Origin of the sequence: Bradyrhizobium liaoningense (assembly GCF_018130955.1) — a bacterium.
Lineage (GTDB): Bacteria > Pseudomonadota > Alphaproteobacteria > Rhizobiales > Xanthobacteraceae > Bradyrhizobium > Bradyrhizobium liaoningense_C.
Genome location: NZ_JAFCJM010000009.1, coordinates 162623 through 187373 on the forward strand (window position 1 = coordinate 162623; position 24751 = coordinate 187373).

General features: G+C 65.1%; 25 protein-coding genes. 17 read left to right on the top strand and 8 right to left on the bottom strand.

The window, feature by feature from the left end; genetic code table 11:
• The first annotated feature begins 27 nt into the window (after positions 1-27).
• From JQ632_RS10485 to JQ632_RS10535, 11 genes are all read left to right on the top strand, one after another.
• The gene (locus JQ632_RS10485) at positions 28-798 is read left to right on the top strand and encodes a triacylglycerol lipase (protein WP_212402228.1); all 771 of its coding nucleotides are present in this window, start codon (positions 28-30) and stop codon (positions 796-798) included.
• A gap of 84 nt (positions 799-882) precedes the next feature.
• On the top strand, positions 883-1749 hold the full coding sequence (gene paaX, locus JQ632_RS10490) for a phenylacetic acid degradation operon negative regulatory protein PaaX (protein ID WP_212402229.1): 867 nt from the start codon (positions 883-885) through the stop codon (positions 1747-1749).
• Positions 1750-1889: 140 nt separating this feature from the next.
• Positions 1890-2882: a 1,2-phenylacetyl-CoA epoxidase subunit PaaA gene (gene paaA / locus JQ632_RS10495; protein ID WP_212402230.1), complete on the top strand. Its 993-nt coding sequence runs from the start codon at positions 1890-1892 to the stop codon at positions 2880-2882.
• Between the two features lie 11 nt (positions 2883-2893).
• The gene (paaB, locus tag JQ632_RS10500; RefSeq protein WP_140980859.1) at positions 2894-3181 is read left to right on the top strand and encodes a 1,2-phenylacetyl-CoA epoxidase subunit PaaB; all 288 of its coding nucleotides are present in this window, start codon (positions 2894-2896) and stop codon (positions 3179-3181) included.
• Positions 3181-3957, top strand: coding sequence for a 1,2-phenylacetyl-CoA epoxidase subunit PaaC (gene paaC, locus JQ632_RS10505; protein WP_212402231.1), 777 nt, complete (start codon positions 3181-3183; stop codon positions 3955-3957). Before paaB ends, paaC begins: the two co-directional genes overlap by 1 nt.
• Positions 3951-4448: a 1,2-phenylacetyl-CoA epoxidase subunit PaaD gene (paaD, locus tag JQ632_RS10510; RefSeq protein WP_212402232.1), complete on the top strand. Its 498-nt coding sequence runs from the start codon at positions 3951-3953 to the stop codon at positions 4446-4448. Before paaC ends, paaD begins: the two co-directional genes overlap by 7 nt.
• Positions 4449-4450: 2 nt before the next feature.
• On the top strand, positions 4451-5533 hold the full coding sequence (paaE, locus tag JQ632_RS10515) for a 1,2-phenylacetyl-CoA epoxidase subunit PaaE (protein WP_212402233.1): 1083 nt from the start codon (positions 4451-4453) through the stop codon (positions 5531-5533).
• A 101-nt stretch (positions 5534-5634) separates the two neighbouring features.
• Positions 5635-6093, top strand: a complete 459-nt coding sequence (gene paaI / locus JQ632_RS10520; protein ID WP_212402234.1) for a hydroxyphenylacetyl-CoA thioesterase PaaI — start codon at positions 5635-5637, stop codon at positions 6091-6093.
• A gap of 33 nt (positions 6094-6126) precedes the next feature.
• Positions 6127-7458 (top strand): phenylacetate--CoA ligase PaaK, encoded by a 1332-nt coding sequence (gene paaK / locus JQ632_RS10525; RefSeq protein ID WP_212402235.1) that lies wholly within the window; start codon positions 6127-6129, stop codon positions 7456-7458.
• 64 nt (positions 7459-7522) lie between these two features.
• Positions 7523-8527 carry a zinc-binding alcohol dehydrogenase family protein gene (locus tag JQ632_RS10530; protein ID WP_212402236.1) on the top strand — a complete coding sequence of 335 codons (1005 nt, stop codon included), beginning with the start codon at positions 7523-7525 and terminating at the stop codon, positions 8525-8527.
• A gap of 12 nt (positions 8528-8539) precedes the next feature.
• Complete coding sequence (locus tag JQ632_RS10535) at positions 8540-9604, top strand: YeeE/YedE family protein (protein ID WP_409363477.1); 1065 nt, start codon at positions 8540-8542, stop codon at positions 9602-9604.
• Here JQ632_RS10535 and JQ632_RS10540 read toward each other — a convergent pair.
• From JQ632_RS10540 to JQ632_RS10555, 4 genes are all read right to left on the bottom strand, one after another.
• Positions 9601-10824: a bifunctional alpha/beta hydrolase/OsmC family protein gene (locus JQ632_RS10540; protein WP_212402238.1), complete on the bottom strand. Its 1224-nt coding sequence runs from the start codon at positions 10822-10824 to the stop codon at positions 9601-9603. The genes JQ632_RS10535 and JQ632_RS10540 overlap by 4 nt on opposite strands.
• 27 nt (positions 10825-10851) lie before the next feature.
• Positions 10852-11514, bottom strand: a complete 663-nt coding sequence (locus JQ632_RS10545) for a sulfite oxidase-like oxidoreductase (RefSeq protein WP_212402239.1) — start codon at positions 11512-11514, stop codon at positions 10852-10854.
• A 75-nt stretch (positions 11515-11589) separates the two neighbouring features.
• Complete coding sequence (locus JQ632_RS10550; protein ID WP_212402240.1) at positions 11590-12807, bottom strand: cytochrome P450; 1218 nt, start codon at positions 12805-12807, stop codon at positions 11590-11592.
• A 64-nt stretch (positions 12808-12871) separates the two neighbouring features.
• Positions 12872-13081: a ferredoxin gene (locus JQ632_RS10555; protein ID WP_212402241.1), complete on the bottom strand. Its 210-nt coding sequence runs from the start codon at positions 13079-13081 to the stop codon at positions 12872-12874.
• Positions 13082-13241: 160 nt separating this feature from the next.
• Between JQ632_RS10555 and JQ632_RS10560 the strand changes: the two genes are divergently transcribed.
• A complete protein-coding gene (locus JQ632_RS10560; RefSeq protein ID WP_212402242.1) occupies positions 13242-13889 on the top strand; it encodes a TetR/AcrR family transcriptional regulator in 648 nt (215 codons plus the stop codon).
• On the opposite strand, the gene JQ632_RS10565 is transcribed toward JQ632_RS10560, so the two are convergent.
• The 4 genes from JQ632_RS10565 to JQ632_RS10580 form a co-directional block, all read right to left on the bottom strand.
• Positions 13886-14518 (bottom strand): aspartate/glutamate racemase family protein, encoded by a 633-nt coding sequence (locus JQ632_RS10565; RefSeq protein ID WP_212402243.1) that lies wholly within the window; start codon positions 14516-14518, stop codon positions 13886-13888. The genes JQ632_RS10560 and JQ632_RS10565 overlap by 4 nt on opposite strands.
• Before the next feature lie 158 nt (positions 14519-14676).
• On the bottom strand, positions 14677-15687 hold the full coding sequence (locus tag JQ632_RS10570; RefSeq protein WP_212402244.1) for an amino acid ABC transporter substrate-binding protein: 1011 nt from the start codon (positions 15685-15687) through the stop codon (positions 14677-14679).
• A 12-nt stretch (positions 15688-15699) separates the two neighbouring features.
• Positions 15700-17049, bottom strand: a complete 1350-nt coding sequence (locus JQ632_RS10575; RefSeq protein WP_212402245.1) for an aspartate aminotransferase family protein — start codon at positions 17047-17049, stop codon at positions 15700-15702.
• A gap of 3 nt (positions 17050-17052) precedes the next feature.
• Positions 17053-17925: a MurR/RpiR family transcriptional regulator gene (locus JQ632_RS10580; protein ID WP_212402246.1), complete on the bottom strand. Its 873-nt coding sequence runs from the start codon at positions 17923-17925 to the stop codon at positions 17053-17055.
• Between the two features lie 88 nt (positions 17926-18013).
• On the opposite strand from JQ632_RS10580, the gene JQ632_RS10585 reads away from it, so the two are divergent.
• From JQ632_RS10585 to JQ632_RS10605, 5 genes are all read left to right on the top strand, one after another.
• A complete protein-coding gene (locus JQ632_RS10585) occupies positions 18014-19231 on the top strand; it encodes an ABC transporter permease subunit (protein ID WP_312015592.1) in 1218 nt (405 codons plus the stop codon).
• Position 19232: 1 nt separating this feature from the next.
• The gene (locus JQ632_RS10590; protein ID WP_212402248.1) at positions 19233-20333 is read left to right on the top strand and encodes an amino acid ABC transporter permease; all 1101 of its coding nucleotides are present in this window, start codon (positions 19233-19235) and stop codon (positions 20331-20333) included.
• A 98-nt stretch (positions 20334-20431) separates the two neighbouring features.
• Positions 20432-21853 carry a fibronectin type III domain-containing protein gene (locus JQ632_RS10595; RefSeq protein WP_212402249.1) on the top strand — a complete coding sequence of 474 codons (1422 nt, stop codon included), beginning with the start codon at positions 20432-20434 and terminating at the stop codon, positions 21851-21853.
• 195 nt (positions 21854-22048) lie between these two features.
• Positions 22049-22495 (top strand): (2Fe-2S)-binding protein, encoded by a 447-nt coding sequence (locus JQ632_RS10600; protein WP_212402250.1) that lies wholly within the window; start codon positions 22049-22051, stop codon positions 22493-22495.
• A 14-nt stretch (positions 22496-22509) separates the two neighbouring features.
• Positions 22510-24744, top strand: coding sequence for a xanthine dehydrogenase family protein molybdopterin-binding subunit (locus JQ632_RS10605; RefSeq protein WP_212402251.1), 2235 nt, complete (start codon positions 22510-22512; stop codon positions 24742-24744).
• The last annotated feature ends 7 nt before the right edge of the window (positions 24745-24751 follow it).

Genomic DNA, 24751 nt, shown 5'->3' on the forward strand with positions numbered 1-24751 from the left:
GCCGGTGCTCTTCCAGAGGAAACCTTGATGACCGCCACTGCCCAGACCCTGTCTCCGCCGTCTCGTACCCTGATGTTTCTCGAGGGGCGCGCGATCCACGAGCTGGGCGCATTCCTCGGCGCGCTGCCGCTGCTCTCGCTGGCGCCGCGCGGTGACGGCCATCCCGTGCTGGTGCTGCCGGGCCTCGTTGCGTCAGACATGTCGACGCGGCCGCTGCGGAGCTTCCTGCGGGGCAAGGGCTACGCCGTCAGCGGCTGGCGTCAGGGCCGCAACTACGGTCTTCGTCCGGGCGTGCAGCACGCGATGGTCGATCTCGTCCACGAACTGAACGACACCCACGGCCGCAAGGTCAGCCTGGTCGGCTGGAGTCTCGGCGGTCTCTATGCGCGCCAACTCGCCAAGATGATGCCGGAGCGGGTTCGCCAGGTGATCACGCTCGGGAGCCCGTTTGCCGGCGATCCGCGTTCGACCAATGCCTGGCGCGTCTACGAATGGGCCAGCGGTCGCAAGGCCGACGAAGAGGATCCGCGCTTCGGCGGCGCGCTCGCGGAGCCGCCGCCGGTGCCGACCACCGCCATCTTCAGCCGCACCGACGGCGTCTGCGCCTGGCAGGGCTGCATGGAAAGGACCTCCGCGCAGACCGAAAGCATCGAGGTCGAAAGCAGCCATTGCGGCATGGGGCATCATCCGGCCGCGGTCTACGCCGTCGCCGACCGCCTCGCGCAGGAGGAGGGCGAGTGGCAGCCCTTCGATCGCAGCGGCTGGCGCAGTATGGTCTACCCGAACCCGCATCGCTGATACTTCGCCTCTCCCCGTCAGAACGGGGAGAGGGAGTTACAGTGCGCATTGTCGCACCCGCGCAAATCGCGCTATGCCTGACGCATGGCGCATCCGCTGTCCCGCATCATCGATCAGCTCAAGCGCGAGCCGTCGCGCACCGGCTCCATCGTCATCACCGTCTTTGGCGATGCCATCGTGCCGCGCGGCGGCTCGGTGTGGCTGGGCACGCTGCTCGAATTCTTCGCCGGCCTCGACATTGACAGCGGTGTCGTGCGCACGGCGATGTCGCGGCTCGCGGCCGACGGCTGGCTGACGCGCGAAAAGGTCGGCCGCAACTCTTTCTACCGCCTCGCCGAGAAGGGGCGTCAGACTTTTGAGGCCGCCACGCGCCACATCTACGATCCGCCGCCGTCCGACTGGACCGGACGCTTCGAGCTGCTTCTCATCGGCAATGGCGAGGACCGCGACGCCTCGCGCGAGGCGTTGCGCAACGCCGGCTTCGGCAGCCCGCTGCCGGGCGTGTGGGTCGCGCCATCGGGCGTGCCTGTGCCGGAGGAAGCCGCGGGCGCGATCCGGCTCGAAGTCTCCGCCGAGGACGACAGCGGCCGGCGCCTGCTCAGCGCAAGCTGGCCGCTCGACCGCACGGCCGACGCCTATCAAAAATTCATGAAGATGTTCGAGCCGCTGCGCGCCGCGCTCGGCCGCGGCACGAATCTTTCGGACGCCGATGCCTTCACCGCACGCGTCTTGCTGATCCACTACTACCGCCGTGTCGTGCTGCGCGATCCCTTGTTGCCGGAGAGCCTGCTGCCGGCTGATTGGCCGGGCAGGGCGGCCCGCGCGCTCTGCGGCGAAATCTATCGCGCGCTGCTTGTGCCGTCGGAACAATGGCTTGATGGCCACGGAACCAACGAGAAGGGCCCGCTGCCGCCGGCCCGCAAAGTGCTGGAGCGCCGCTTCGATACCTAGAGCCTTGTTCTGACGCGTTTTCTTTACGCGAACCGGCGTCCACTTCGCTCGAAAACGCTCTCGCCTTTTATGTTACAGAAATATATTGCATAGATAGATTTCTGTTATATATTGGCTCCCAACAAATCGGGAGGACGCGCATGTACACCCAGGCGCTCAATACGGCTGAGGCGGATGACCGCAGCCTCGAGGATGTGGCGCATGCCGCGCAATTCCAGGCGCGCATCGATGCCGAGGAGCGCATCGAGCCGAACGACTGGATGCCGGCGGCCTATCGCAAGACGCTGACGCGGCAGATCTCCCAGCACGCTCATTCCGAAATCGTCGGCATGCTGCCGGAAGGCAACTGGATCACCCGCGCGCCGTCGCTGCGCCGCAAGGCCGCGTTGCTCGCCAAGGTGCAGGACGAATGCGGCCACGGGCTTTATCTCTATGCCGCCGCCGAGACGCTCGGCACCTCGCGCGAGGAGTTGGTCGACGCCATGCTCGCGGGCAAGGCAAAATATTCCTCGATCTTCAACTACCCGACCCTGACCTGGGCCGACATCGGCGTGATCGGCTGGCTGGTCGATGGCGCGGCGATCATGAACCAGATCCCGCTATGCCGTTGCTCCTATGGCCCCTATGCGCGCGCGATGATCCGCGTCTGCAAGGAGGAGTCGTTCCACCAGCGCCAGGGCTACGAGATCATGCTCACGCTGTGCCGCGGCTCGGACGAGCAGAAGGCGATGGCGCAGGATGCGCTGAACCGCTGGTGGTGGCCGGTGCTGATGATGTTCGGTCCGCCCGACAAGGTGAGCCAGCACAGCGACGCCTCGACGAAGTGGAAGATCAAGCGCTTCTCCAATGACGAGCTGCGCCAAAAGTTCGTCGATGCCACTGTGCCGCAGGCGCAATATCTGGGTCTCACCATTCCCGATCCCGGCATGACGCAGGATGCGGAAGGGCACTGGCGCTACAGCGAGATCGACTGGACCGAGTTCAAGCAGGTGCTCGCCGGCAACGGCCCCTGTAACCGCGATCGCATGGCCGCGCGCCGCAAGGCGCATGACGAAGGAGCATGGGTGCGCGAGGCCGCCGCCGCTTATGCCAAGAAGCGGCAATATCGCCAGTCCGCGCAAGCCGCCGAATAGAGGAGGTCACGATGGCCACGCCGAACACGCCCTTGTGGGAAGTCTTCATTCGCAGCCGCAACGGGCTCGCGCACAAGCATGTCGGCTCGCTGCATGCGAGCGATGCGACGATGGCGCTGCAGGCCGCGCGCGACATCTACACCCGCCGTGGCGAAGGGCTCTCGATCTGGGTCGTGCCGTCGACCGCGATCACCGCTTCCGATCCCGCCGAGAAGGGCATGATGTTCGAGCCGGCGGAATCCAAGATCTATCGGCATCCGACGTTCTACGACGTGCCGGAAGAAGTGGGGCACATGTGATGGTCGTCGCCAACATCGAGGTCTCCGAGACGCCGCTGGTGCTCTACACGCTGCGCCGCGCCGACGATGCGCTGATCCTCGGTCATCGTCTGTCGGAATGGTGCGGACACGCACCCATGCTGGAAGAAGACATGGCGCTCTCCAACATCGCGCTCGACCTGATCGGTCAGGCGCGCGAGCTCTATGGCTATGCGGCGAAGGCCGAGGGTAAGGATAACGACGAGGACAAGCTCGCCTATTTGCGCGACGTGCGGCAGTACCGCAATCTGCTTCTGGTCGAGCAGCCGAACGGCGACTTTGCGCAGACCCTGGTTCGGCAATTCTTCTACTCGGCCTTCGCCGACCTCTATTGGCGCGCGATGATGAATTCGCGCGATGCGACGCTCGCCGCTGTCGCTGCCAAGTCGGAGAAGGAGAGCGCCTATCATCTCCGCCATTCCTCGGAATGGATCATCCGGCTCGGCGACGGGACCGAGGAGAGCCACGCCCGCGCCCAGGCCGCGATCGATCGTCTCTGGGCTTTCACCGGCGAGATGTTCGCCGTCGACGACAGCGAGCGTGGCCTGATCGACGCCGGGATCGCAATCGATCCCATCGCATTGCGCGAGCGCTGGCTGAAGACGGTGACGAACGTCGCCGGCGAAGCCACACTCGTACTGCCGCAGAACGACTGGATGCAGCAGGGCGGCCGCTTCGGCCGGCACAGCGAGCATCTCGGCCATCTCCTTAGCGAGTTGCAGTCGATGCAGCGCACCTTCCCGGGTCTGACATGGTGACCGTAACAGACAGCGACCTGCGTCAGCGCGCCTGGGACGCCGCGGCGAGCGTGGTCGATCCGGAAATCCCGGTGCTGACGATCGCCGATCTCGGTGTGCTCCGTGACGTCGCGCTCACCGGTGACCGGGTCGAAGTTGCAATCACGCCGACCTATTCGGGCTGTCCTGCCATGAACATGATCGCGCTCGAGATCGAGATCGCGCTGGAGCGCGCCGGCTTCCGTCAACCCAAAGTCCGCACCGTACTGTCACCGGCCTGGACCACCGGCTGGATGACCGAGGAGGGGCGGCGCAAGCTGCGCGACTACGGCATCGCGCCGCCGCAGCCCTCGAACTCGCGCCGCGCGCTGTTCGGGGAGCAGAGCGTGGCCTGTCCCCAGTGTCGTTCCGAGGATACCGAGCTGCTGTCCGAATTCGGCTCGACCTCCTGCAAGGCGCTGTGGCGCTGCAAGTCCTGCCGCGAACCCTTTGATTACTTCAAGTGTCATTGATCATGTCAGCAGCCGCCCCCCGTTTCCATCGCCTGGCCGTCAGCGACCTCCGCCGCGAGGCGTCTGACGCCGTGTCGATGACCTTTGCGATCCCTGCTGAGCTTGCGAACGATTACGGCTTTGCGCCAGGCCAGTATCTCACGCTGCGCACGATGCTCGATGGCGAAGAGGTGCGGCGCTCCTATTCGATCTGCTCCGGCCCAGATGACGGCGAAATGCGGATCGCCGTGAAGAAGGTCGACGGCGGCGCGTTTTCGAGCTGGGCCGCGGACGAGCTGAAATGCGGCGACGAGCTCGACGTGATGACGCCAACCGGCCGCTTCGGCCAGATCGCTGCGCCGGAGGCCCCGCGCACCCATGTCGGCTTTGCCGCCGGCTCCGGCATCACGCCGATCCTGTCGATCGTCAAGGGCGTGCTGGCGCGCGAGCCGAAGAGCCGCTTCTTCCTGTTTTATGGCAATCGCGCCAGCGCCAACATCATGTTCCTCGAAGCGTTGGAGGAACTGAAGGACCGCTTTATCGATCGCCTTTCGATCTTCCACGTCATCTCCGGCGAGGATCAGGACATCCCGATCCTGCACGGGCGGCTGGACGGCGAGAAGGTGCGGGTGCTGCTGCGCTCGCTGGTGCCGGCCCAGAGCGTGGACCACGTCTTCGTCTGCGGTCCGCTCGGCATGAGCGAAGACATCGAGACGACCTGCCGCGATCTCGGCATTGCTGAGGATCGCATTCATGTCGAACGTTTCGTCTCCGAGTTCGGCGGCAAGCCTCGGCCGAAGAAGGTCGTTGCCGCCGACGCGCCGCCGAAGGCGATCGCGTCGCTGATCATCGACGGCAAGCGCCGCGAGGTTCCTGTCGCGGAAGGTGAGGCGATCCTCGATGCCGCTCTGCGCGCCGGCGTGGATCTGCCCTTCGCCTGCAAGGGCGGGATGTGCTCGACTTGCCGTGCAAAACTCGTCGAAGGCACGGCGCCCATGGACATCAACTATTCGCTGGAGCCTTGGGAACTGGAGGCCGGCTTCGTCCTTACATGCCAGGCCAAGCCGTCATCCGAGCGGGTCGTGGTCGATTATGATCATGTCTGAGAGGGCGGATCAGGCCCTTACGATGCAAATGCGTCGCATTATTTGACTCAATCGATCGAGCGGCAGAACATCATGCGAAAAAGTCCAGCCGGGAGATGCGCGTGAACGTGAAAGCAGCCCTGTCGCCCCAAGATGTCGCCCGCGCCTGTGCCGACGCGATGTGGGTCGAGGACGATGCCTCAAAAGGCCTCGGCATGGAGATCGTCGAGATCGGTCCGGGCTATGCGACACTGGCGATGAATGTGCGGCCGGACATGGTCAATGGCCAGCGCATCGCCCATGGCGGCTTCATCTTCACGCTCGCCGATTCCGCCTTCGCGTTCGCCTGCAACTCGCACAATGAGCGCGTGGTTGCGGCGCAAGGGCAGATCACCTTCATCAGGCCGGGAAAGCTCGGCGATCGTCTCGTCGCCACCGCGCGGGAGATCACCCGCGGCGGCCGCTCCGGCATCTATGACGTGCGCGTCACGGTCGGTGACACCGTCATAGCCGAATTCCGCGGGCATTCGCGTGTCACACCAGGCACGTGGCTGCCACCGGCACAAGATCACAAGCAATAAGTCAAAAAGAACAGACGATGTGGGGAAACGCAGATGGCTCTGACCAAGCTCAAGGCAGGCGGCAGCACCTATAGCGCCGAGATGGACGCGCATGAGCGCGCATCCCGCGACGAGATGAAGGCGCTCCAGACGCAGCGTCTCGCCTGGTCGCTGAAGCACGCCTATGACAACGTCACGCATTATCGCAAATCTTTTGACAAGGCGGGCGTGCATCCGTCCGACTTCAAGGAGCTGTCCGACCTCGCAAAGTTTCCGTTCACGGTGAAGACGGATTTGCGCGACAACTATCCCTTCAACATGTTCGCCGTGCCGCGCGAGAAGCTGGTGCGCGTGCATGCATCGTCAGGCACGACGGGCAAGCCGATCGTCGTCGGCTATACCCAACGCGACATCGACACCTGGTCGGAGGTGATGGCGCGCTCGATCCGCGCCGCCGGCGGCCGCACCGGCATGATCATCCACAATGCCTATGGCTATGGCCTGTTCACCGGCGGCTTGGGAGTGCACTACGGCGCCGAAAAGCTCGGCTGCACGGTGGTGCCGATCTCCGGCGGCATGACCGAGCGGCAGGTGCAGCTCATCAACGACTTCCGCCCTGATATCATCACGGTGACGCCGAGCTACATGCTCGCGATCCTCGACGAGTTCAAGCGGCAGAAGCTCGACCCGCGCCAGTGCTCGCTTAAAGTGGGCATCTTCGGCGCCGAGCCCTGGACCAACGCCATGCGCGGCGAGATCGAGGATGCCTTCGACATGGATGCGACCGACATCTACGGTCTCTCCGAGGTGATCGGCCCCGGCGTCGCGCAGGAGTGCATCGAGACCAAGGACGGCCTGCACATCTGGGAGGATCATTTCTACCCCGAGGTGATCGACCCCGAGACCGGCGCAGTGCTGCCCGACGGCGAGAAGGGCGAGCTGGTTTTCACCTCACTCACGAAAGAGGCGTTTCCGGTCATCCGCTATCGCACCCGCGACCTGACACGGCTGTTGCCGGGCACGGCGCGGCCGGGCATGCGGCGCATGGAGAAGGTGACGGGCCGCTCCGACGACATGATCATCCTGCGCGGCGTCAACCTGTTCCCGACCCAGATCGAGGAGGTGCTGCTCGCGACCGACTGGTGCGGCGGTCACTTCATCCTCGAGCTCACCCGCGAGGGCCGCATGGACGAGCTGACCATCATCGCCGAGGCGCGGCCGGAAAGTTGGGATGGCCGCGGGCTCGTCGACCATGCCGACCGGATTGCGACCCATATCAAGAACACGATCGGCATCACAGCCAAGGTGAAGGCGGTGGCGCCCGCCACGCTCGAGCGGTCGCTCGGCAAGGCCAAGCGGCTCTTCGACAAGCGGCCGAAGGATTGACTTGGCTGGTTGACTTGGCCGGGACCAGAGGCGACAAGGCCCGCGGGAAAGAGCGGGCCTTCCGATGTCAGGAACCGAAACGAAATCCATTGCAGCGCGCTGCGTGCGCCTCAACGCCAAGGCCGAAAATGCCGCGGCGCTGGCACCTGGCGTCGAGCAGCACAGGCTTGTGCGCGGGTCCAACGACCTCCTGATCGAGGTGAAGGCCGCCGCCGTCAATCCGTCCGACGTCAAGGCCGCAACCGGGCTGATGCCCTATGCCGTATTTCCACGCACGCCCGGCCGTGACTATGCGGGTGTGGTCATCGACGGTCCGGCCGGCGCCACCGGGCGCGAGGTGTTCGGCTCGTCCGGCGATCTCGGCATCCGCCGTGACGGCACCCATGCGACGCATCTCGTCGTCGAGGCTGACGCGGTGGTCGATAAACCGGCAGCCATCTCCTGGGAGGAAGCCGCCGGCATCGGTGTGCCCTTCGTGACCGCCATGGAAGGTTTTCGTCGCGCCGGCGTGCCGGAGGCCGGCGAGACCGTGCTTGTCATGGGCGTAAATGGCAAGGTTGGACAAGCCGCCGTGCAGATCGCGACCTGGCAGGGCGCGCGTGTCATCGGCGTGGTACGCAAGGCCGAGGCCTACGAAGGTCACAGCAATGCGCCGATCGAAGTGATCGATGCTTCCGCGACCGACATTGCCATACGCGTGCGCGAGCTGACGTCCGGCAAGGGCGCGGACATCGTGTTCAACACCGTCGGCGATCCCTATTTCCAGGCCGCGCACAAGTCGCTTGCCTTGCGCGGCCGGCAGATCTTGATCGCAGCGATCGACCGCATCGTGCAATTCAACATTCTCGAATTCTATCGGGGGCAGCACACCTATGTCGGCATCGACACGCTCGGACTGTCGTCGGTTGCGACAGGCACCGTGTTGCGCGATCTCGGACCGGGCTTTGCGAGCGGGCATCTGAAACCATTCCCGATCAAGGCGAGCGCGATCTATCCGCTGGATCGTGCCAAGGAGGCCTATGTCGCCGTCGCCGGTTCGTCGCGGGACCGCGTGATCCTGCGGCCGTAACACATTGTCATGATGGAAACCGCTCACCTCGTCACGCTTGCAGGTCTTGCCATCGGCCTTGTTTACGGGGCCGTGGGGCTGTTGAGCGGCTTTTGCCTGATGAGCAGCATGCGTGGCGTCCTCGCCGAAGGCGACGGCCGTCTCATGCGCACCTATGTGCTGGCGATTGCGGTTGCGATCGTTGCCAGCCAGCTTCTTGCCGGCCGCGGTACTGTCGATCTCGGCAAGTCGATCTACCTCCAGCCCACCTTCTCGGTACCAGTCCTGTTTCTCGGCGGACTCCTGTTCGGCTACGGCATGGTGTTGTCGAACGGCTGCGGCTCCCGTGCACTGGTGCTGCTCGGTCGCGGTAATCTGCGCTCCTTCGTCGTCGTGATCGTGCTCGCCATCGCCGCGCAGATGACGCTGAAGGGCCTGGTTGCGCCGGCGCGGATCGCGATCGTTCAGGCCTCGCAGACCACGATATCAGCGAATTCGCTGCCGCTTCTCGCATCGGCGCTCGGTCTGGGCGAGGCGGTCGCGCGGATGCTGGCCTCGCTGGTGGTCGCAGGCGTCTTGGCCGTCTTCGCGTTCGCCCATGGCGGCTTCCGCCGGTCGCCGGGTCAGATCGCGGCCGGCGCTATCCTGGGTCTTCTGGTCGCCGGCGGCTGGTACGTCACCGGCTATCTCGGCGCCGACGACTTCAATCCGGTGCCGGTCACCTCGCTCACCTTCATCGCACCGATTGCCGACGCGCTGCAGTACGCCATGCTGTCGACGGGACTCACGCTCAATTTCGGCATTGCGACGGTCGCGGGCGTATTCGCGGGCAGCCTGGTGACGGCGCTCGCAACGGGCCGCTTCCATCTCGAAGGCTATTCCTCGCCGCGGCACATGCTGCGCTCGGCCGGCGGCGCTGCGCTGATGGGCATCGGCGGCGTGATGGCTTTTGGCTGCTCGATCGGGCAGGGGCTTACCGGCCTCTCCACCCTGTCGCTGGCTTCTTTTGTCGCGGTTGCCGGCATTCTGCTCGGCACCACCGCAGGCCTGCGCGGGGCGTTGCGCGTTCAGCCGCTCAAGGTGGCGCCAGCCAATTAACCGGTCGCCTTTGTCACGATCCGGATCTCCGATGTCAGCGTTCGGTGCACCGGACACTTGTCGGCGATCTCCATCAGCTTCTTGCGCTGCTCGGCGTCGAGGCTGCCGTCCATGGCGATCACCCGGTCGATCTGATCGAGCATGCCCTCGCGCGTCTCGCACTCCTCGCAATCCCTTGCGTAGATCTTGCTGTGCTTGAGCGTGACCGTGACGCGGTCGAGCGGAAGCGATTTGCGGTCGGCATAAAGCCGCATGGTCATGGAGGTGCAGGCGCCGAGCCCGGCGAGCAGGAAATCATAGGGGCCCGGGCCGGCATCCTCGCCACCGGCCGAGACCGGCTCGTCCGCGACCAGTCGATGCGGTCCCACCGCAATCGTCTGGTTGAACTTGCTCTTGCGCGTCTCCTGCACGACAACCTGGCGCGGCGCCTCGCCGAGATCCATCACCTTGGGCAGCGCGGCAGGTTCGATGTAGCGGCTGGCCCAGGCCGCGATGACATCGGCGGCATAGGCGGCGTCGCGGGGCTTGCTCAGGAGATGATCGGCATGGTCGAGCGACACAAAACTCTTCGGATGCTTTGCCGACACGAAGATTTTTGTCGCATTGTCGATGCCGACGGTGTCGTCGACCGGGGAATGCATCACCAGCAGCGCCTTGTGCAATCCGGTGACGTCCTTCATCAGCTCATGCTCGACGATGTCATCGAGGAATTCGCGTTTGATCCGGAACGGCCGCCCCGCAAGCGAGACTTCGACCTCACCCTGCTTGCGGATGCTATCGATGTGCTCCTTGAACAGCCCGGTGACGTGTGCGGGATCGGAGGGCGCTGCAATAGTGGCAACCGCCTTGGCCTCCGGAATCTTACTCGCCGCTGCCAGGATCGCCGCGCCGCCGAGGCTGTGCCCGATCAGGATCGCCGGTGCCTTGCGCGTCGCGCGCAGATGATCGGCGGCGCGGACGAGATCGGCGACGTTCGAGGAGAACGTCGAGTTGGCGAAATCGCCCTCGCTGGAGCCGAGCCCCGTGAAATCTAAGCGCAGTACCGCAATGCCCCTGGCCGCCAGCGCAACCGCGATGCGCTTCGCCGCGAGCGTGTCCTTACCGCAGGTGAAGCAGTGTGCGAACAGGGCGTAGGCCGCAGGCTCGCCCTGCGGCAATTCCAGTGCGGCGGCGAGCTGGTAGCCGCCTTCGCCCGCGAATTGAAAGCGCTCCGTCGGCATGGGCGTGTCTCCTTAGAGGTGGCTCCTTCAGTCCCCGGAATAGCGCTGCTCGGCCCAGGGATCGCCGCGGTTATGATAGCCGCGGACTTCCCAATAGCCTGGCGCGTCCTCGGTCAAAAATTCGATCGCCTGGAGCCACTTGGCGCTCTTCCAGAAATACAGATGCGGAACCACGAGCCGCACCGGACCGCCATGTTCTTCCGAAAGCGGCTGGCCCGACCAGCTATGCGCGAGCAGGGCGTCCTCGGCCGCAAAGTCCTCCAGCGCGAGATTGGTCGTGTAGCCGTCATAGGAATGCAGCACGACGAAGCGGGCATCGTCGCGCGGCTGGCAGGCCGTGAGCAGCTCACGGGTCGCCAAGCCTTTCCATTGATTGTCGTAGCGCGACCAGGTCGTCACGCAATGGATGTCCGAGGTGACATGCGCCTGCGGCTGCGCAGTGAATTCGGCAAAGGTCCAGAACACGGGGTTCTCGACCGCGCCATAGACGTCGAGCCGCCAGCGTTCGCGCGACACCGGTGGCACGACCCCGAGATCGAGCACCGGCCAGTCCTTGGTCAAATGCTGGCCGGGCGGCAGGCGTTGATCTTCCGGGCGGCTGATCTTGCCCGTGAGGAAGCGACCCTCGCGCGCCCACTTCTCTTTGGTGCGCGTCAGCTTGCTTTCGGGCGGGAGCTCGTCGTCGGTCATCGTTCATGCATCATGTTGGCGCCACGATCAGCGCCGCTAACATGCTAGCATGAAGCGATGAGGGCAGGCGACCGCTCAGGCCTTCCCGAATAGCACCGGCAGCTGGCGGGGGCCGCGGACGGTTCCCTGCGACCACGTGACGGTGCCGGCCGGGTCGAGCCTGAAGTCGGGAATCCGCTTCAGCCATTCCTCGATTGCGACTTGCATCTCCATCCGCGCCAGGTTGGAACCGACGCAGCGGTGGATGCCGAGACCGAAGGCGGCGTGGCGGTTCTCCCGCCGGTCGATCACGACCTTGTCGGCATCGGGAAACATTTTTGGGTCGCGGTTGGCGGCCGGGAAGGACAGCAGCACCATGTTGCCAGGCTTGACCGGACAGCCGGAGATGGTCGTCTCCTTCATTACCTCGCGTGCCATCGTCACCGGCGCATAGGCGCGCAGCAACTCCTCGACTGCGGTCGGAATCAACGCCGGTTCGGCCAGCAAGCGCTCGCGATCCGCCGGCGTTTTGGCGAGGTGCCAGAGCGAAGAGCCGATCGCGCTCCAGGTGGTGTCGATACCGGCAATCAGCAGTAGCCGCAACGAGCCATGCACGTGGGAATCTTCCAGCGGCTGGCCGTTCTTGTCCCTGGCGTTGATGAGATAGGAGATCAGGTCGTCGGCCGGCTTCTGCTTTCGCTGCTCGATATGGTCCGCGAAATAGCCGCTCATCTCCTGAATGGCCTGCACCAGCTTGCTCTCGTCCTTGATGCCGAGCTCCAGGATCATGTGGATCCAGTTGATGCAGAGATCGCTGTCACTCTCGGGAATACCGAGCATGTATGCAATGGCCCGCGCCGGGATGTGTTTGGTGTAGTGCGCCGCCGCATCGACCTTGCCGTCGGCGATGAAGCCGTCGATCAGCTCGTTGCAGATGGCCCGGATCCGCGGCTCCAGCTTCTTCATCGCATCCGGCGTGAAGGGCGGCAGCAGCAATTGCTTGGCAGGCTTGTGCTCGGGCGGATCCGAGGTGATCGGTGGTGCGGCGTTTCGTGCCACTTCCGGACGGACGTCGCGCACGATGACGCGGCGGGAGGAGAAATGCTCGGTGTCGTTGGCGATCTCGCGCACCGCCTCATAGGTCGTCGGCAGGTAGCAGCCGAGAAAGCGCTCGGTGCGCACGACCGGGCTTGCGGCGCGCAACTCATCCCAGATCGGGAAGGGATTTTCGGTCCACTTCGGATCGGTGTGGTCGAAATCGTTGACCCAATCGGTCACCGGCGGATGGGCGGTTGGAGTGCTGACGTCGGACATCTCTGCAAAATCCTCTGAAGGGTGAGTTCAGGCCAAAGCATGCAAGCGGACAAGCGCGAGGCGCCTATTCCTCGGTCACTTCAATCGCGATTTCCGGGCAATTGGATTTGGCAAGCCAGGCCTTGTCCTCGAGGCCCGCGGGCACAGTGCCGTCGCCGACCTCATGGGCGTTGCCATATTCGTCGAGCTCGAACAGCTCCGGCGCCAGCGCCTTGCAGCGGGCGTGGCCCTGACACTTGTCGGGATCGACGTGAACCCTCAGTCGTTCTGCCATTGCAGCTTTCCTTGGCCGTGCGCACGCGAGCCGCAGGGGCCGCTATGCTTCCTCATTTGAATTTATGTCTGCAGCCCGGGCTGCAGGCTCTAAGTTATAGTATATTACATTATTGCCGGGCTTTCCCTGTCAAGGGCAAACTTATAGATTGCCGTGCAACATGCCGTCCCAACTCGCCCGCAAGCCGCAAAACACCTACCACCATGGCGATCTCCGCGACGCTCTGATCAAGGCCGCGTTACGCGAGGCCGAGCAGGGCGGGGCGGAAGCCATCAGCATCAAGGCGCTCGCCAAGGAACTCGGCGTGTCGCAACCCGCGCCGTACCGGCACTTTGCTGATCGCGAGGCGCTGCTGGCTGCGGTGACGGCGGAGGCCTTCCGGCAGTTCACATTCGTGATGCGCGAGGCAATGGCGAAGCCGTCGAAGCAATCAAAACTGTCGCTGCTCGCGCAGGCGACGCTTGATTTCGGCCTGCGCCGCAACGGCATCTATCGATTGATGTTCGCCTCGCGCACGGTGTCCTGCGCCGCCAAGGGCAGCGAGCTGCATAAGGCGGCGAGCGAAACCTTTGCGCTGGTCGTCGAAGCGCTGGAGGCGCCGGCTGTCGGCTATCTGCGCGAGCGGCACGCGTACAAGATCTGGGCTGCGCTCCATGGCGTGGTGATGTTGGCCGAGCAGGGGATGCTGACCGGCGAGGCCGCGCACACCACGCGCGAGGAGCTGGTCGAGGACTTCGTGACCGAGACCAAGGTCGCGCTCGATGCCGCCATCAAGGATGCGCGCTGGCGCGACAAGGCAGGCGCTTAGGCCTTCAGTAGCCTCTTCAATTTCACGACGGCGCTGTACGGCGTCGTGACAACAGGCTTGCCGGTGGCTTCGGCCACCAGCGGCGCGGTTGATGCGATGCTGAACTGTGCGAGCGCGATGACGTCGCAGTCGCGCAGGTCGCGCGACGCCTCAACGATCAGCCGGTCATGCGTGGCGCCGTCGCCGCGATCGAGTGCGGCAAGCGCGCCTTCGGCGAGCTTCGGCACGATCTCGACCGAGGCCGGAAACTCCGGCGGCATCGAGGCGAGCGTCGGCGGGAAGGTCGAGAGCAGACCGATCCGCCTGCCCATCGTCACCGCCTGCTCGATCATGGCCTCATTGGGCTTCAGCACCGGCATCGGTGCATGCGCACGCGCCACCGCTTCGATGCAGGGGCCGAAGGCCGAGCAGGTGAACAGGATCGCGTCGGCGCCGGTAGCGGCAGCATAGTCGCCGAGCGCGAGGAAGCGTTCGGTCATGGTGTCATTGAGCTTGCCGTCCCGCGCGAGATCCGCCGACAGGCTGTCGTCGAGCAGGTTCATCAGCCGCGCCTGCGGCCAGCCTTGCGCGAACGCCGCCTCGATCGGGGCGATGGAGTGTTTCAGGGCGTGGATGAGAGTGATGCGCATGGTGCCTCTTCCCCCTCGCCCCGCTTGCGAGGAGAGGGTTGGGGTGAGGGGGAGTCTCCGCGAGGACGGTGAGAGCGGGATTCGCGGAAGCTCCCCCTCACCCGGATTGCTGCGCAATCCGGCCTCTCCCCGCAAGCGGGGAGAGGCGACGTCACCGTTTACTTGAACGGGATCGCGTACATCAGCCCGCCCTTGCTCCAGAGGCCGTTGAGACCGCGATCGAGCTTGAGCGGGCTGGCCTTGCCGACATTGCGTTCGTAGATCTCGCCGTAATTACCGGTGGCCTTGATGGCGGTGACCAGCCATTTGTTGTCGAGCCCGAGCCGTGAGCCGAGATCGCCGGAGGCGCCGAGCAGCCGCTGGATCGCGGGTGTCTGCGACTTCGCCATTTCATCGACGTTGGCCTGCGTGACGCCGAGCTCCTCGGCCTCGATCAGGCCGTAGTGCAGCCAGGTGATGATGTCGCTCCAGACTTCGTCGCCGTTGCGGGTGAAGGGGCCGAGCGGCTCCTTGCTGATGGTCTGCGGCAGCACGACGTAGTCAGCCGGGTTCGGCGCGGCGGTGGTGACCGCGCCCGCGAGCGCGGAGGCGTCCTGGGTCATGGCATCGCAGCGGCCGCCGAAGAAGGTCTGGTACATGGTGTCGACGCGGTCGAACACCAGCGGCTTCCAGTCGATACCGTTGGCGCGGCCGTAATCGCCGAGCGTCACCTCATGGGTGGTGCCCTGCGCGACGCAGACGGTGGCGCCCTTGAGGTCCTTCAGCTCCTTCACGCCGAGGTCCTTCTTCACGACAAAACCCTGGCCGTCGTAGAAATTGACCGGTCCCTGCCGCAAGCCCAGCGTCACGCCGCGCAAATAGGTCTGCGTCGAGTTGCGGTAGAGCACGTCGATCTCGCCCGATTGCAGCGCCGTAAAACGGTTCTGCGCGGTCAGCGAGACGTAACGCACCTTGCTGGGGTCGCCGAGCACGCCGGCGGCAAGCGCGCGGCAATAGTCGACGTCGAGACCCTTGTAATTGCCTTGCGAGTCCGGCGCGGAGAAGCCGGCAAAGCCGGCGCTGACGCCGCACACCAGCGTGCCGCGGCTCTTCACGGTGTCGAGCGTTGCGGCTGATGCCAGGCTCGTCGATGCCGCAAGCAGGCCTGCGGCGATAACCACTTTATTCATCTTACTCTCCCCTCACTGATTGACGCTTCGCAGAACGTTGTCGACGGCCGAGCCGAGTTTTTCGACGATCAGGTCGATCTCGGCGGCCGAGGCGATATAGGGCGGCGCCAGCAGCACGTGGTCGCCACGGCGTCCGTCGACGGTGCCGCCGCCGGGATAGCAGCCGAGGCCATCGGCAAACGCTGATGCCTTGATCTTCTGATGGAGCTTGAACGCGGGATCGAACGGCGCCTTCGTCGCGCGGTCGGCGACGAGCTCGATCGCCCAGAACAGCCCGCGGCCCCTGATATCGCCGACATGGCGGTGATTGCCGAAGCGTTCGGTCAGCCGCTGCTCGAGCTGCTTGCCGCGCGCCTTGATCTGGTCGAGCAGATTGTCTTCGCGGATCACGTTCTGCACCGCGAGCGCGGCGGCGCAGGCCAGCGGATGGGCCAGATAAGTGTGGCCGTGCTGGAACGCGCCCGACCCGCTGCGGATCGTGTCGATGATCCGGCCGCTCGCGAGCATCGCACCGATCGGCTGGTAGCCGCCGCCGAGCCCCTTGGCGATCGCCTGAATGTCGGGCGCGACGCCTTCCTGCTCCCAGGCGTGCGTCGTGCCGGTGCGGCCCATGCCGCACATGACCTCGTCGAGGATGAGGAGCGCGCCATGCCGGTCGCAGATCTCGCGCACCGCCTTGAAATAGCCGTCCGGCCCCGGCACGCAGCCGGCGGTGGCGCCGACCACCGGCTCGGCCAGGAATGCCGCGACGGTGTTTGGGCCAAGGCGCTGGAATTCGGCCTCTAGTTCAGCAGCGAGCCGCGCTACGAACTGCGCATCCGATTCGGTGTCGCGCTTCTCGTGATAGGCGAAGGCCGGCGTCACGTGGCTGAAGGCGGCAGAGAGCAGCGGCGCGTAGGGCTCGCGGCGCCAGGCGTTGCCGCCAGCGGCCAGCGCACCGAGCGTGTTGCCGTGATAGCTCTGCCGGCGCGCGATGAAGTGCTGCCGCTGCGGCTCGCCGCGCTCGATGAAATATTGCCGCGCGAGCTTGATGCTGGCCTCGATCGCCTCGGAGCCGCCGCTCACGAAATAAGCATAGGCGAGCCCGCCGGGCTCGTGGCCGACCAGCGTCTCGGCGAGCGCTTCGGCCGGCTCGGACGAGAAGAACGCAGTGTGCGCGTAGGCCAATGTCGAGGCCTGTTTCGCCATCGCCTCGATGACCCGCGGATGCTGATGGCCGAGGCAGGAGACGGCCGCGCCGCCGGATGCGTCGATGACGCGTCGCCCGTCCTCTGCAATGAGATAGACGCCTTCGCCGCCAATCGCCTTGGGCGGTGTGTCACGCAGGGAGCGATGCAGCACGCGGCTGTTGCGAGTGCCCATGGTTCAACCTTTCTCTGAAACGTAGGTCGAGGTGACGGCGAGCCGCGCCTCGGTTTCCTGGAGGCGTTTTTTCGAAGCCGCGCCGCCGAGGGAGAACGTCACGGCGGCGAGCGATTGCGCGATCGCGATCGCGCCCGTCAGGCTTGGGAAGAAGCCGGGTGAGGCCGCCGCTTCGAACAGCAGCACATGATCGGCGCCTTCGGCCATGGGCGCAGCGGGCGTATCGGCAATCGAGATCAATGTGGCGCCGGAGCGGTGCGCAGCACGCGCGATCTGAACGCTCACACGCGTATAGGGCGCGAAGCCGATCACCACGACGGCTTCACCAGTGCGGAAGGCACCGATGTCGAGATCGTCGGGGCCGGAGCCGCCGACGAGCTGCACCTCGTCGGGACGAAACAGCCGCAGTTCGTAATTGAGCAGTTCCGCAACGCTGCGGCAGCTCCGGAAGCCGGCGATCCAGATGCGTTTTGCGCCGTGCAGCGCCCTGGCGGCGCTTGCGATCGACTGCGCGGAGATGCGCGGTAGGCCGGCCGCTTCGGCGTCGAGCTTGTCGGTGACGAGCGCAATGTCGGCATGCGGACCGTGGCGCCGGACCTTGGCGCGGCCGGAGAAGGGCGAGGATTGCGACGGGCGCCGCGCTTCCGTCAGTGCCGCGCGCAACTCCTCCCAGCCGGAATAGCCCAGTGCCTTGGCAAGCCGCGTGAACGCCGCGGGATCGGCGCCGGCTTCCGCGGCAAGATCGCGCATCGAGCGGGTGGTGGCGTCGTAATCATTGGCGGCGACGAAGCGCCCGACCTCCTGCAGCCGCATCGGGAGCGATGGCAATGCGCTGCAGAGTTCGCTCAAAGGCGAGGATTTCGCGGGCTCGACCATGAAACATTTGTTGCATACCTCTAGGTTTGATGCAACATATGAAGCGCACCGCCGGAAATCGCCCACTTTTCAAGAGGATTTTTGTGCCGTGACGACCGATAATCCAGGCTCCGACGGTCCCGGAACCGACGCCCCAAGACTGCCGCCGCGCCAGCGCTTCTCTTTCGCGCTCGGAAGTCGCGAACTGAAAGGCCTGTTCTGGCAGGTCCTGGTCGTCGGCATTGCGGTCGCGGTCATCGCCTTCCTCTGGTCCAATACGGTCACCAATCTCTCGGCCCGCCGTATCACCACCGGCTTCGCCTTCCTCGGCCGTGAGGCCGGCATGCCGATCGCCGACAGCCTGCTCTCCTACAGCCCGCAGAACACGTATCTCTGGGCCTTCGTGGTCGGCGTCGCCAACACCTTGCGTGTCGCCGTCATCGGCATCGTGCTGGCGACGATTTTGGGAACAGTCGTCGGCATCTCGCGGCTGTCGGCCAACTGGCTCCTGTCGCGCATCGCCGCCATCTATGTCGAAGTGCTGCGCGATATCCCGCTGCTGCTGCAATTGCTGTTCTGGTACGTGCTGATGCAGGCGCTGCCGGCCGCACGTTTGGCCTGGAAGCCGATCGAGGGCGTCTTCCTCTCCAACCGCGGCTTGATCCTGCCGGCAATCCCGATTGGCGTTGGGCAGTTTTGGGTGCTCGCCACCGCCGTGTTTGGCTGCGTCGCGTTCTACGCCGTGCGCCGCTACCTGATCAGGCAGCAGATGCGTGACGGCCGGCCACGACCGGCATGGCCGTATGGGTTCGGCTTCATTGTGCTGCTGCCGGCGCTGGTGTCATGGGCGCTTGGCGTATCCTGGTCCATCGCCTGGCCGGAGCTTCGCGGCTTCAACTTCGTCGGCGGCATGACACTCGCCCCGGAATATTTTGCGCTGCTGATCGCGCTCGTGACGTACACCTCGGCCTTCATCGCCGAGATCGTGCGCAGCGGCATCCAGGCGGTGCCGCGCGGGCAGTGGGACGCCGCCAATGCGCTCGGCCTGCGCCGCAGCTTCATGCTCCGGCAGATCATCCTGCCACAGGCGCTGCGCGTCATCGTGCCGCCGATGACGAGCCAGTATCTCAACCTCACCAAGAATTCCTCGCTCGCGGTGGCGATCGGCTACCAAGATGTGGTGTCGATCGCCAACACCACGCTGAACCAGACCGGGCAGGCAATCGAGGCGATCGCGCTGATCATGGCGGTGTTCCTCACCATCAGCCTCGGCATCAGTTTCTTCATGAACTGGTACAATGCGCGCATCGCGCTGGTGGAGCGCTGAGATGACCGCGATGACCGACGTCCCGCGCGCTGCACGCCGCCCGCAAGCCGGCAACCCCGCGCTGCGCTGGCTGCGCGCCAATCTGTTCTCGTCGATACCGAATGGCATCATCACGCTGGTGCTGGGCGCAGTGCTGGTGAAGGCGCTGGTGAGTTTTGTGCAATGGGGCATCGCGAATGCGGTGTGGCTCGTGCCGGGCAACGACTCCAGCGCCTGCCGCGCCGTGCGTGGGCTCGGCGCCTGCTGGGCCGTGATCCCCGAAAAGTACCGCTTCATCCTGTTCGGCACCTATCCGTTCGACGAGCAGTGGCGGCCGGCGCTCGCGGTGCTGCTGTTCATCGCGCTGTATTACGTCTCGACCCGCCGCTTCTGGTGGCGGCGCGAGCTGATCTATCTCTGGATCGCCGCGCTAGCCTTGATCAGCATCCTGATGTGGGGGGGCGTCCTCGGTCTGTCCTTCGTTTCGCAGGACCGTTGGGGCGGCTTGCCGGTGACGCTGATCCTGGCGACCTTCGGACTTGCCTTCGGCTTCCCGCTCGGAATCCTCGTGGCGCTCGGCCGGCGCTCAAAGCTGCCGGCGATCCGCTCGCTCAGCGTGCTCTATGTCGAGTTGATCCGCGGCGTGCCGCTGGTCAGCCTCCTGTTCATGGCGAGCGTGATGTTCCCGCTATTCATGCCGGGTGGATTCAACATCGACAAGCTCTTGCGCGCACAGATTGCGATCATCCTGTTCGCCGGCGCCTATCTTGCGGAGGTGATCCGCGGCGGTCTCCAGGCCGTGCCGCGCGGACAGTATGAGGCCGGCGATGCGCTCGGACTGTCCTACTGGCGCAAGCACCGCCTCATCATCCTGCCGCAGGCGATCCGTCACGTCATCCCGCCGTTGGTCAACACCTTCATCGCCTTCTTCAAGGACACCAGCCTTGTCCTGATCATCGGCATCTTCGATTTGCTCACCACGGCCAAGACCGCGATCATCGATCCGGCCTGGCAGCAATTTTCGGTCGAGGTCTATATCTTCGTGGCGATGATCTACTTCGCCTTCTGCTTCGCCATGTCGCGCTACAGCCGCAGCCTTGAAGCGCAGACGACGGGACGATGACATATCGTCACGTCGTGCCGCTTGTTTGTGCTTGCCCGAATTGCTGATCCTAAGCTGTAATACCGCAGGTTGATCCTGCTCGGTTTAGCGAGGCAGTCATGCGCATAGCCGTGGGGCGGCACTGCATTGCCGTGCTGATCGTCGTGGCGGCGACCGGCGCGTCCGCCGAGCCCGTGGGCTTGCGCGGCTACAATGCGCCGATCGGCGAAAGCTCGATTTCAGGAATTTCGTCCGGCGCGTTCATGGCGGTGCAATTCGGCACGGCCTGGTCGTCGGTCATCAAGGGCGTCGGCGTGGTCGCGGGCGGACCTTATTGGTGTGCGAAGGCGGATGCGCTCGACGTCGTCACCGGATACTGGGGGCCGATCTGGCGCGCCACGGGTGCCTGCATGAAAGGGCCGGCGGCGGATCTCGATGTCAAGGATTTCACGGCCATGGCCGATGCGAAGGCCGCGGCAGGCGAGATCGATCCGCTCAGCCATGTCAGCAGGCAGAAGATCTATCTCTTCCACGGCTATAACGATGCGATCGTGGACAAGACCGCGACCGATGCGGCCGCTGATTTCTATCGGCACTATCTCGGTCCCGCCAATCGCGGCAACCTCTTCTATCAAACCACGCTTGGCGCGGGTCATTCCTTCGTCGTGACGAAGGAGGGCGTGCCCGGGCTCAACGACTGCAAGGGCAATGCGGAGCCCTATATCGACCAGTGCGGGTACGACCAGGCCGGCATCATCCTGCAGCACGTTTACGGGCGCCTGAACCAGCCAAATCCGGCGCAGCTTACGGGCTCGGTGAAGAGCTTCGATCAGTCGCTTTACACCAAGCCGCATCTGCCAGACGCGCTGAGTATGGGCGACGCAGGCTATTTGTTCGTACCTCAGGACTGCGAGCAGGGCGCTGCCTGCCGTGTCCACATCGCGCTCCACGGATGCAAGCAGGATGTCGGCGACATCGGACGCAAGTTCGTCGACGAGGCCGGCTACAACGCCTGGGCGGATACCAACCAGCTGATCATTCTGTATCCGCAGACCAAGACCAGTCCATTCGCGCCGGGCAATCCGCAGGCCTGCTGGGATTGGTGGAGCTATGTTGACCATGAAGACAGCTATGTGACGAAGTCAGGGGCGCAGATCAAGACGATCAAGGCCATGTTGGATGCGCTCACGGCCGGTGCGGTGGCGCCGGCCGGGGCGACCGCTGCATCCCTGTCGGCCCCGCAATGGCTCACGGCGATCGATGCGTCGGAGACCGGCATTGATCTCGTCTGGTCTCCGGTCGTCGGAGTCACGACCTATCGTGTGTCGCGCGCAGGGGCGGACGGCGTGTTCCAGGCGATCGGGGATGTCACGGGAGCGAGTTTTGCCGATTCCGGCCTGGCGCCGCAAACGACCTATCGCTGGCGCGTTTCGGCGATTCTGAACGGCGCGGAAGGATCCGCCTCGGAGGACGCGATCGGCACCACGCAGTCGCTGCGGCCCCGCTGCGATAATCCAGGCTCGTGCCCGATTGCCAAATAGCGGGCCGTGCCACGACAGGCCTCGTCTCGGGCTCACACAGGATTGATGAGCCGGGCTTATAACTTCATGCAAACCTGACCTGCTAATCGCGGGTGGTGCTTCATATTTGAATTGTCGTCAATGGCGCGCCTTATCTGGCGCGTCGATGCCCGACGGCCCACGTCGCGTTGCCGAGCAATTCGAGGAGCTCTCCCCATGCAAGTGATCATCAACGGCAAAACTCATCAGGTGGACACGGAGGACGACACGCCTCTGTTGTGGGTGATCCGCGACGAGCTCGGCATGACCGGCACGAAATATGGCTGCGGCATTGCCCAGTGCGGCGCCTGCACTGTGCTGGTCGACGGTCAGCCCACCCGTTCCTGTGTCACCCCCGTCAGCAGTGTCGCGGGCCAATCCATCACCACCATCGAGGCCATCACGGAGGATGCCGTTGGCCGCCATGTCGTTGAAGCCTGGGTGGCGAACCAGGTGCCGCAATGCGGCTATTGCCAGTCCGGTCAGGTGATGGCCGCAACTGCGCTCTTGAAGCAGAATCCAAAGCCGAGCGAGCAGGACATCGCGTCAGCCATGATCAATCTCTGCCGCTGCGGCACCTACAACGCGATCGCGGCCGCGGTCCGCCAGGTCGCGCAGGGTTGAAGGGGAGCGCGGTCATGAACAGCATGAATCACGATTTCCTCGCCGCCGATTCGCTCGAGGGGCGGCCCGTCAACCTGTCCCGTCGCAGCTTCGTCGGTGCATCGCTCGGCGCGCTGGTGCTCGGTGTGGCGCTGCCCGGCTCTCGCGCGCTTGCGCAGACGGCCGCCGCGGCCGCCAAAGCGGCGCCGCGCGTGTCCGCCTTCCTGGAGATCCGCGCCGATTCGAGCGTGCTCTTGCGCAGCCCCTTCATCGAAGGCGGCCAGGGCATCGCGACCGCGATGGCGCAGATCGTCGGCGAAGAGCTCGATGCGGACCCTGCGAGCTTCACCGTGGAATGTGCGCCGGCCGGATCCGACTATCGCATCATGAATGGCCAACGCTTCACCGGCGGCAGCCGTTCGGTGCGGTCGAGCTATGAGACCATGCGGCGCATCGGCGCTTCCGCCCGGCAGATGCTGTTGCAGGCGGCCGCCAACCGCCTTCAGGTGCCGGTGGCGAGCCTCACGACGGAGCCGGGCCGCGTTCGGCACGCCGCGTCGAACCGCACGCTCGATTACGGCACGCTCGCCACGGATGCCGCCGCGCTGCCCGTGCCCGAGAGCGTGACCTTGCGCGACGAGAAGGATTTTCGCTGGATCGGCAAGCCGGTCGCGCGGCTTGACGCGCGCGACAAGTCGACCGGCAAGGCGGTCTATTCGATCGATATGCAGGTCGACGGCATGCTCCGCGCCGCGGTTCAGCACGCGCCGCGCCTGAGCCTCGAGCCCGGCGCCTTCGCCAACGAAGCAGAGGTGAAGGCGATGCCCGGCGTGCATTCGATTCACCGCCTGCCGGGTGCGGTGGCCGTTGTTGCGGATCGCTGGTGGCGTGCGCGCCGCGCGGTCGAGACGCTCAAGGTCACCTGGGACGAGCCGGTGTCGAGCGCGAGCCGCAAGATGCCGGCCGACTATTCGTCAGAGGGACGCAAAGCCCAGCTCGCCGCCGCGCCGGGACCCGGCGTGACCGCGGAGACGGTCGGTGACGCCGCAGCGGCGCTGAAGGGCGCGGCAAAGACGGTTACCGCAACCTATGACGCGCCGTATCTCGCGCATGGCCAGTTGGAGCCGCCCTCGGCGCTCGCGCGCTGGAACGACGACGGTACGCTCGATCTGTGGCTGCCCAACCAGGCACCCGAGATGTTCCAGGGATTGGCAGCCAAGGCCGCCGGGATTCCGCCCGAGAAGGTGAAGATTCATTCGCCCGTCCTCGGCGGGTTCTTCGGCCGGCATTTCATCTACGAGACGGCCAATCCGTTCCCGCAGGCGATCCTGCTGTCGAAGGCCGTCGGCCGTCCGGTCAAGCTGATCTGGAGCCGTGAGGAAGAGTTCTTGCGCGACGCGCTGCGGCCGATGGGCCTCGTGCGCTTCCGTGCCGGTCTCGATGCCAATGGAATGCCGGTGGCCTTCGATGCCGAAGCCGTTGGTGAAGGGCCGGTCGGCCGCTGGTTCGGCCGCAAGCCTGACGCCGCCGATTCATCGTCGGTCGAAGGCATCTCCGGAAAGCCATACGCTATTCCAAACCGCCGCGTCGCCCATGTCGTCGTCGACGATCCCGCCATCATCGGCTTCTGGCGCTCGGTCGGTCATTCCATGAACGACTTCTTCTACGAGACCTTCTTCGACGAGGTCGCCGACGCCGGCAAGCAGGATCCCTTCGAATTGCGGCTGCGCCTGTTGGCGGACAAGCCACGTCACAAGACGCTGCTCGAGGCGGTGGGCGAGCTCTCCGGCGGCTGGAAGCGCGGCCCGTTCACCGCGCCCGACGGCAGCAAGCGCGCGCGGGGCGTCGCAATGGCCTCGCCCTTCGGCAGCGAGGTCGCTACCATCGCCGAAGTGTCGCTGAAGAGCGGTGCGGTCGCGGTGCACGACGTCTGGGTTGCGATCGATCCGGGCCGCATCGTCAATCCCGGCATCATCGAGGCGCAGGTCAATTCGGCCGTCGCACTCGGCCTGTCGTCGGCCCTGCTGGAGGAGGTGGTCTACGCGAAGGGCGTGCCGCAGGCGCGCAATTTCGACGGCTACCCGATCCTGCCGCCGGACCGCATGCCGCGCGTCCACGTCCGCATCGTCGAAAGCGGCGCGCCGATGGGCGGCATCGGCGAGCCCGGCCTGCCCGGCGTGCCGCCGGCCGTCGTCAACGCCGTTGCCGCGCTGACGGGGCAACGTGTTCGCAGCCTGCCGTTGTCGAAAATGAAGTTCGGGGATACGTAGCGCGCGG

Bases quoted from the DNA above. Each gene is read 5' to 3' on its own strand.
- JQ632_RS10485 (WP_212402228.1), top strand. From the start codon at position 28: ATGACCGCCACTGCCCAGACCCTGTCTCCGCCGTCTCGTACCCTGATG.
- paaX (WP_212402229.1), top strand. From the start codon at position 883: ATGGCGCATCCGCTGTCCCGCATCATCGATCAGCTCAAGCGCGAGCCG.
- paaA (WP_212402230.1), top strand. From the start codon at position 1,890: ATGTACACCCAGGCGCTCAATACGGCTGAGGCGGATGACCGCAGCCTC.
- paaB (WP_140980859.1), top strand. From the start codon at position 2,894: ATGGCCACGCCGAACACGCCCTTGTGGGAAGTCTTCATTCGCAGCCGC.
- paaC (WP_212402231.1), top strand. From the start codon at position 3,181: ATGGTCGTCGCCAACATCGAGGTCTCCGAGACGCCGCTGGTGCTCTAC.
- paaD (WP_212402232.1), top strand. From the start codon at position 3,951: ATGGTGACCGTAACAGACAGCGACCTGCGTCAGCGCGCCTGGGACGCC.
- paaE (WP_212402233.1), top strand. From the start codon at position 4,451: ATGTCAGCAGCCGCCCCCCGTTTCCATCGCCTGGCCGTCAGCGACCTC.
- paaK (WP_212402235.1), top strand. From the start codon at position 6,127: ATGGCTCTGACCAAGCTCAAGGCAGGCGGCAGCACCTATAGCGCCGAG.
- JQ632_RS10530 (WP_212402236.1), top strand. From the start codon at position 7,523: ATGTCAGGAACCGAAACGAAATCCATTGCAGCGCGCTGCGTGCGCCTC.
- JQ632_RS10535 (WP_409363477.1), top strand. From the start codon at position 8,540: ATGGAAACCGCTCACCTCGTCACGCTTGCAGGTCTTGCCATCGGCCTT.
- JQ632_RS10540 (WP_212402238.1), bottom strand. From the start codon at position 10,824: ATGCCGACGGAGCGCTTTCAATTCGCGGGCGAAGGCGGCTACCAGCTC.
- JQ632_RS10545 (WP_212402239.1), bottom strand. From the start codon at position 11,514: ATGACCGACGACGAGCTCCCGCCCGAAAGCAAGCTGACGCGCACCAAA.
- JQ632_RS10550 (WP_212402240.1), bottom strand. From the start codon at position 12,807: ATGTCCGACGTCAGCACTCCAACCGCCCATCCGCCGGTGACCGATTGG.
- JQ632_RS10555 (WP_212402241.1), bottom strand. From the start codon at position 13,081: ATGGCAGAACGACTGAGGGTTCACGTCGATCCCGACAAGTGTCAGGGC.
- JQ632_RS10560 (WP_212402242.1), top strand. From the start codon at position 13,242: ATGCCGTCCCAACTCGCCCGCAAGCCGCAAAACACCTACCACCATGGC.
- JQ632_RS10565 (WP_212402243.1), bottom strand. From the start codon at position 14,518: ATGCGCATCACTCTCATCCACGCCCTGAAACACTCCATCGCCCCGATC.
- JQ632_RS10570 (WP_212402244.1), bottom strand. From the start codon at position 15,687: ATGAATAAAGTGGTTATCGCCGCAGGCCTGCTTGCGGCATCGACGAGC.
- JQ632_RS10575 (WP_212402245.1), bottom strand. From the start codon at position 17,049: ATGGGCACTCGCAACAGCCGCGTGCTGCATCGCTCCCTGCGTGACACA.
- JQ632_RS10580 (WP_212402246.1), bottom strand. From the start codon at position 17,925: ATGGTCGAGCCCGCGAAATCCTCGCCTTTGAGCGAACTCTGCAGCGCA.
- JQ632_RS10590 (WP_212402248.1), top strand. From the start codon at position 19,233: ATGACCGCGATGACCGACGTCCCGCGCGCTGCACGCCGCCCGCAAGCC.
- JQ632_RS10595 (WP_212402249.1), top strand. From the start codon at position 20,432: ATGCGCATAGCCGTGGGGCGGCACTGCATTGCCGTGCTGATCGTCGTG.
- JQ632_RS10600 (WP_212402250.1), top strand. From the start codon at position 22,049: ATGCAAGTGATCATCAACGGCAAAACTCATCAGGTGGACACGGAGGAC.
- JQ632_RS10605 (WP_212402251.1), top strand. From the start codon at position 22,510: ATGAACAGCATGAATCACGATTTCCTCGCCGCCGATTCGCTCGAGGGG.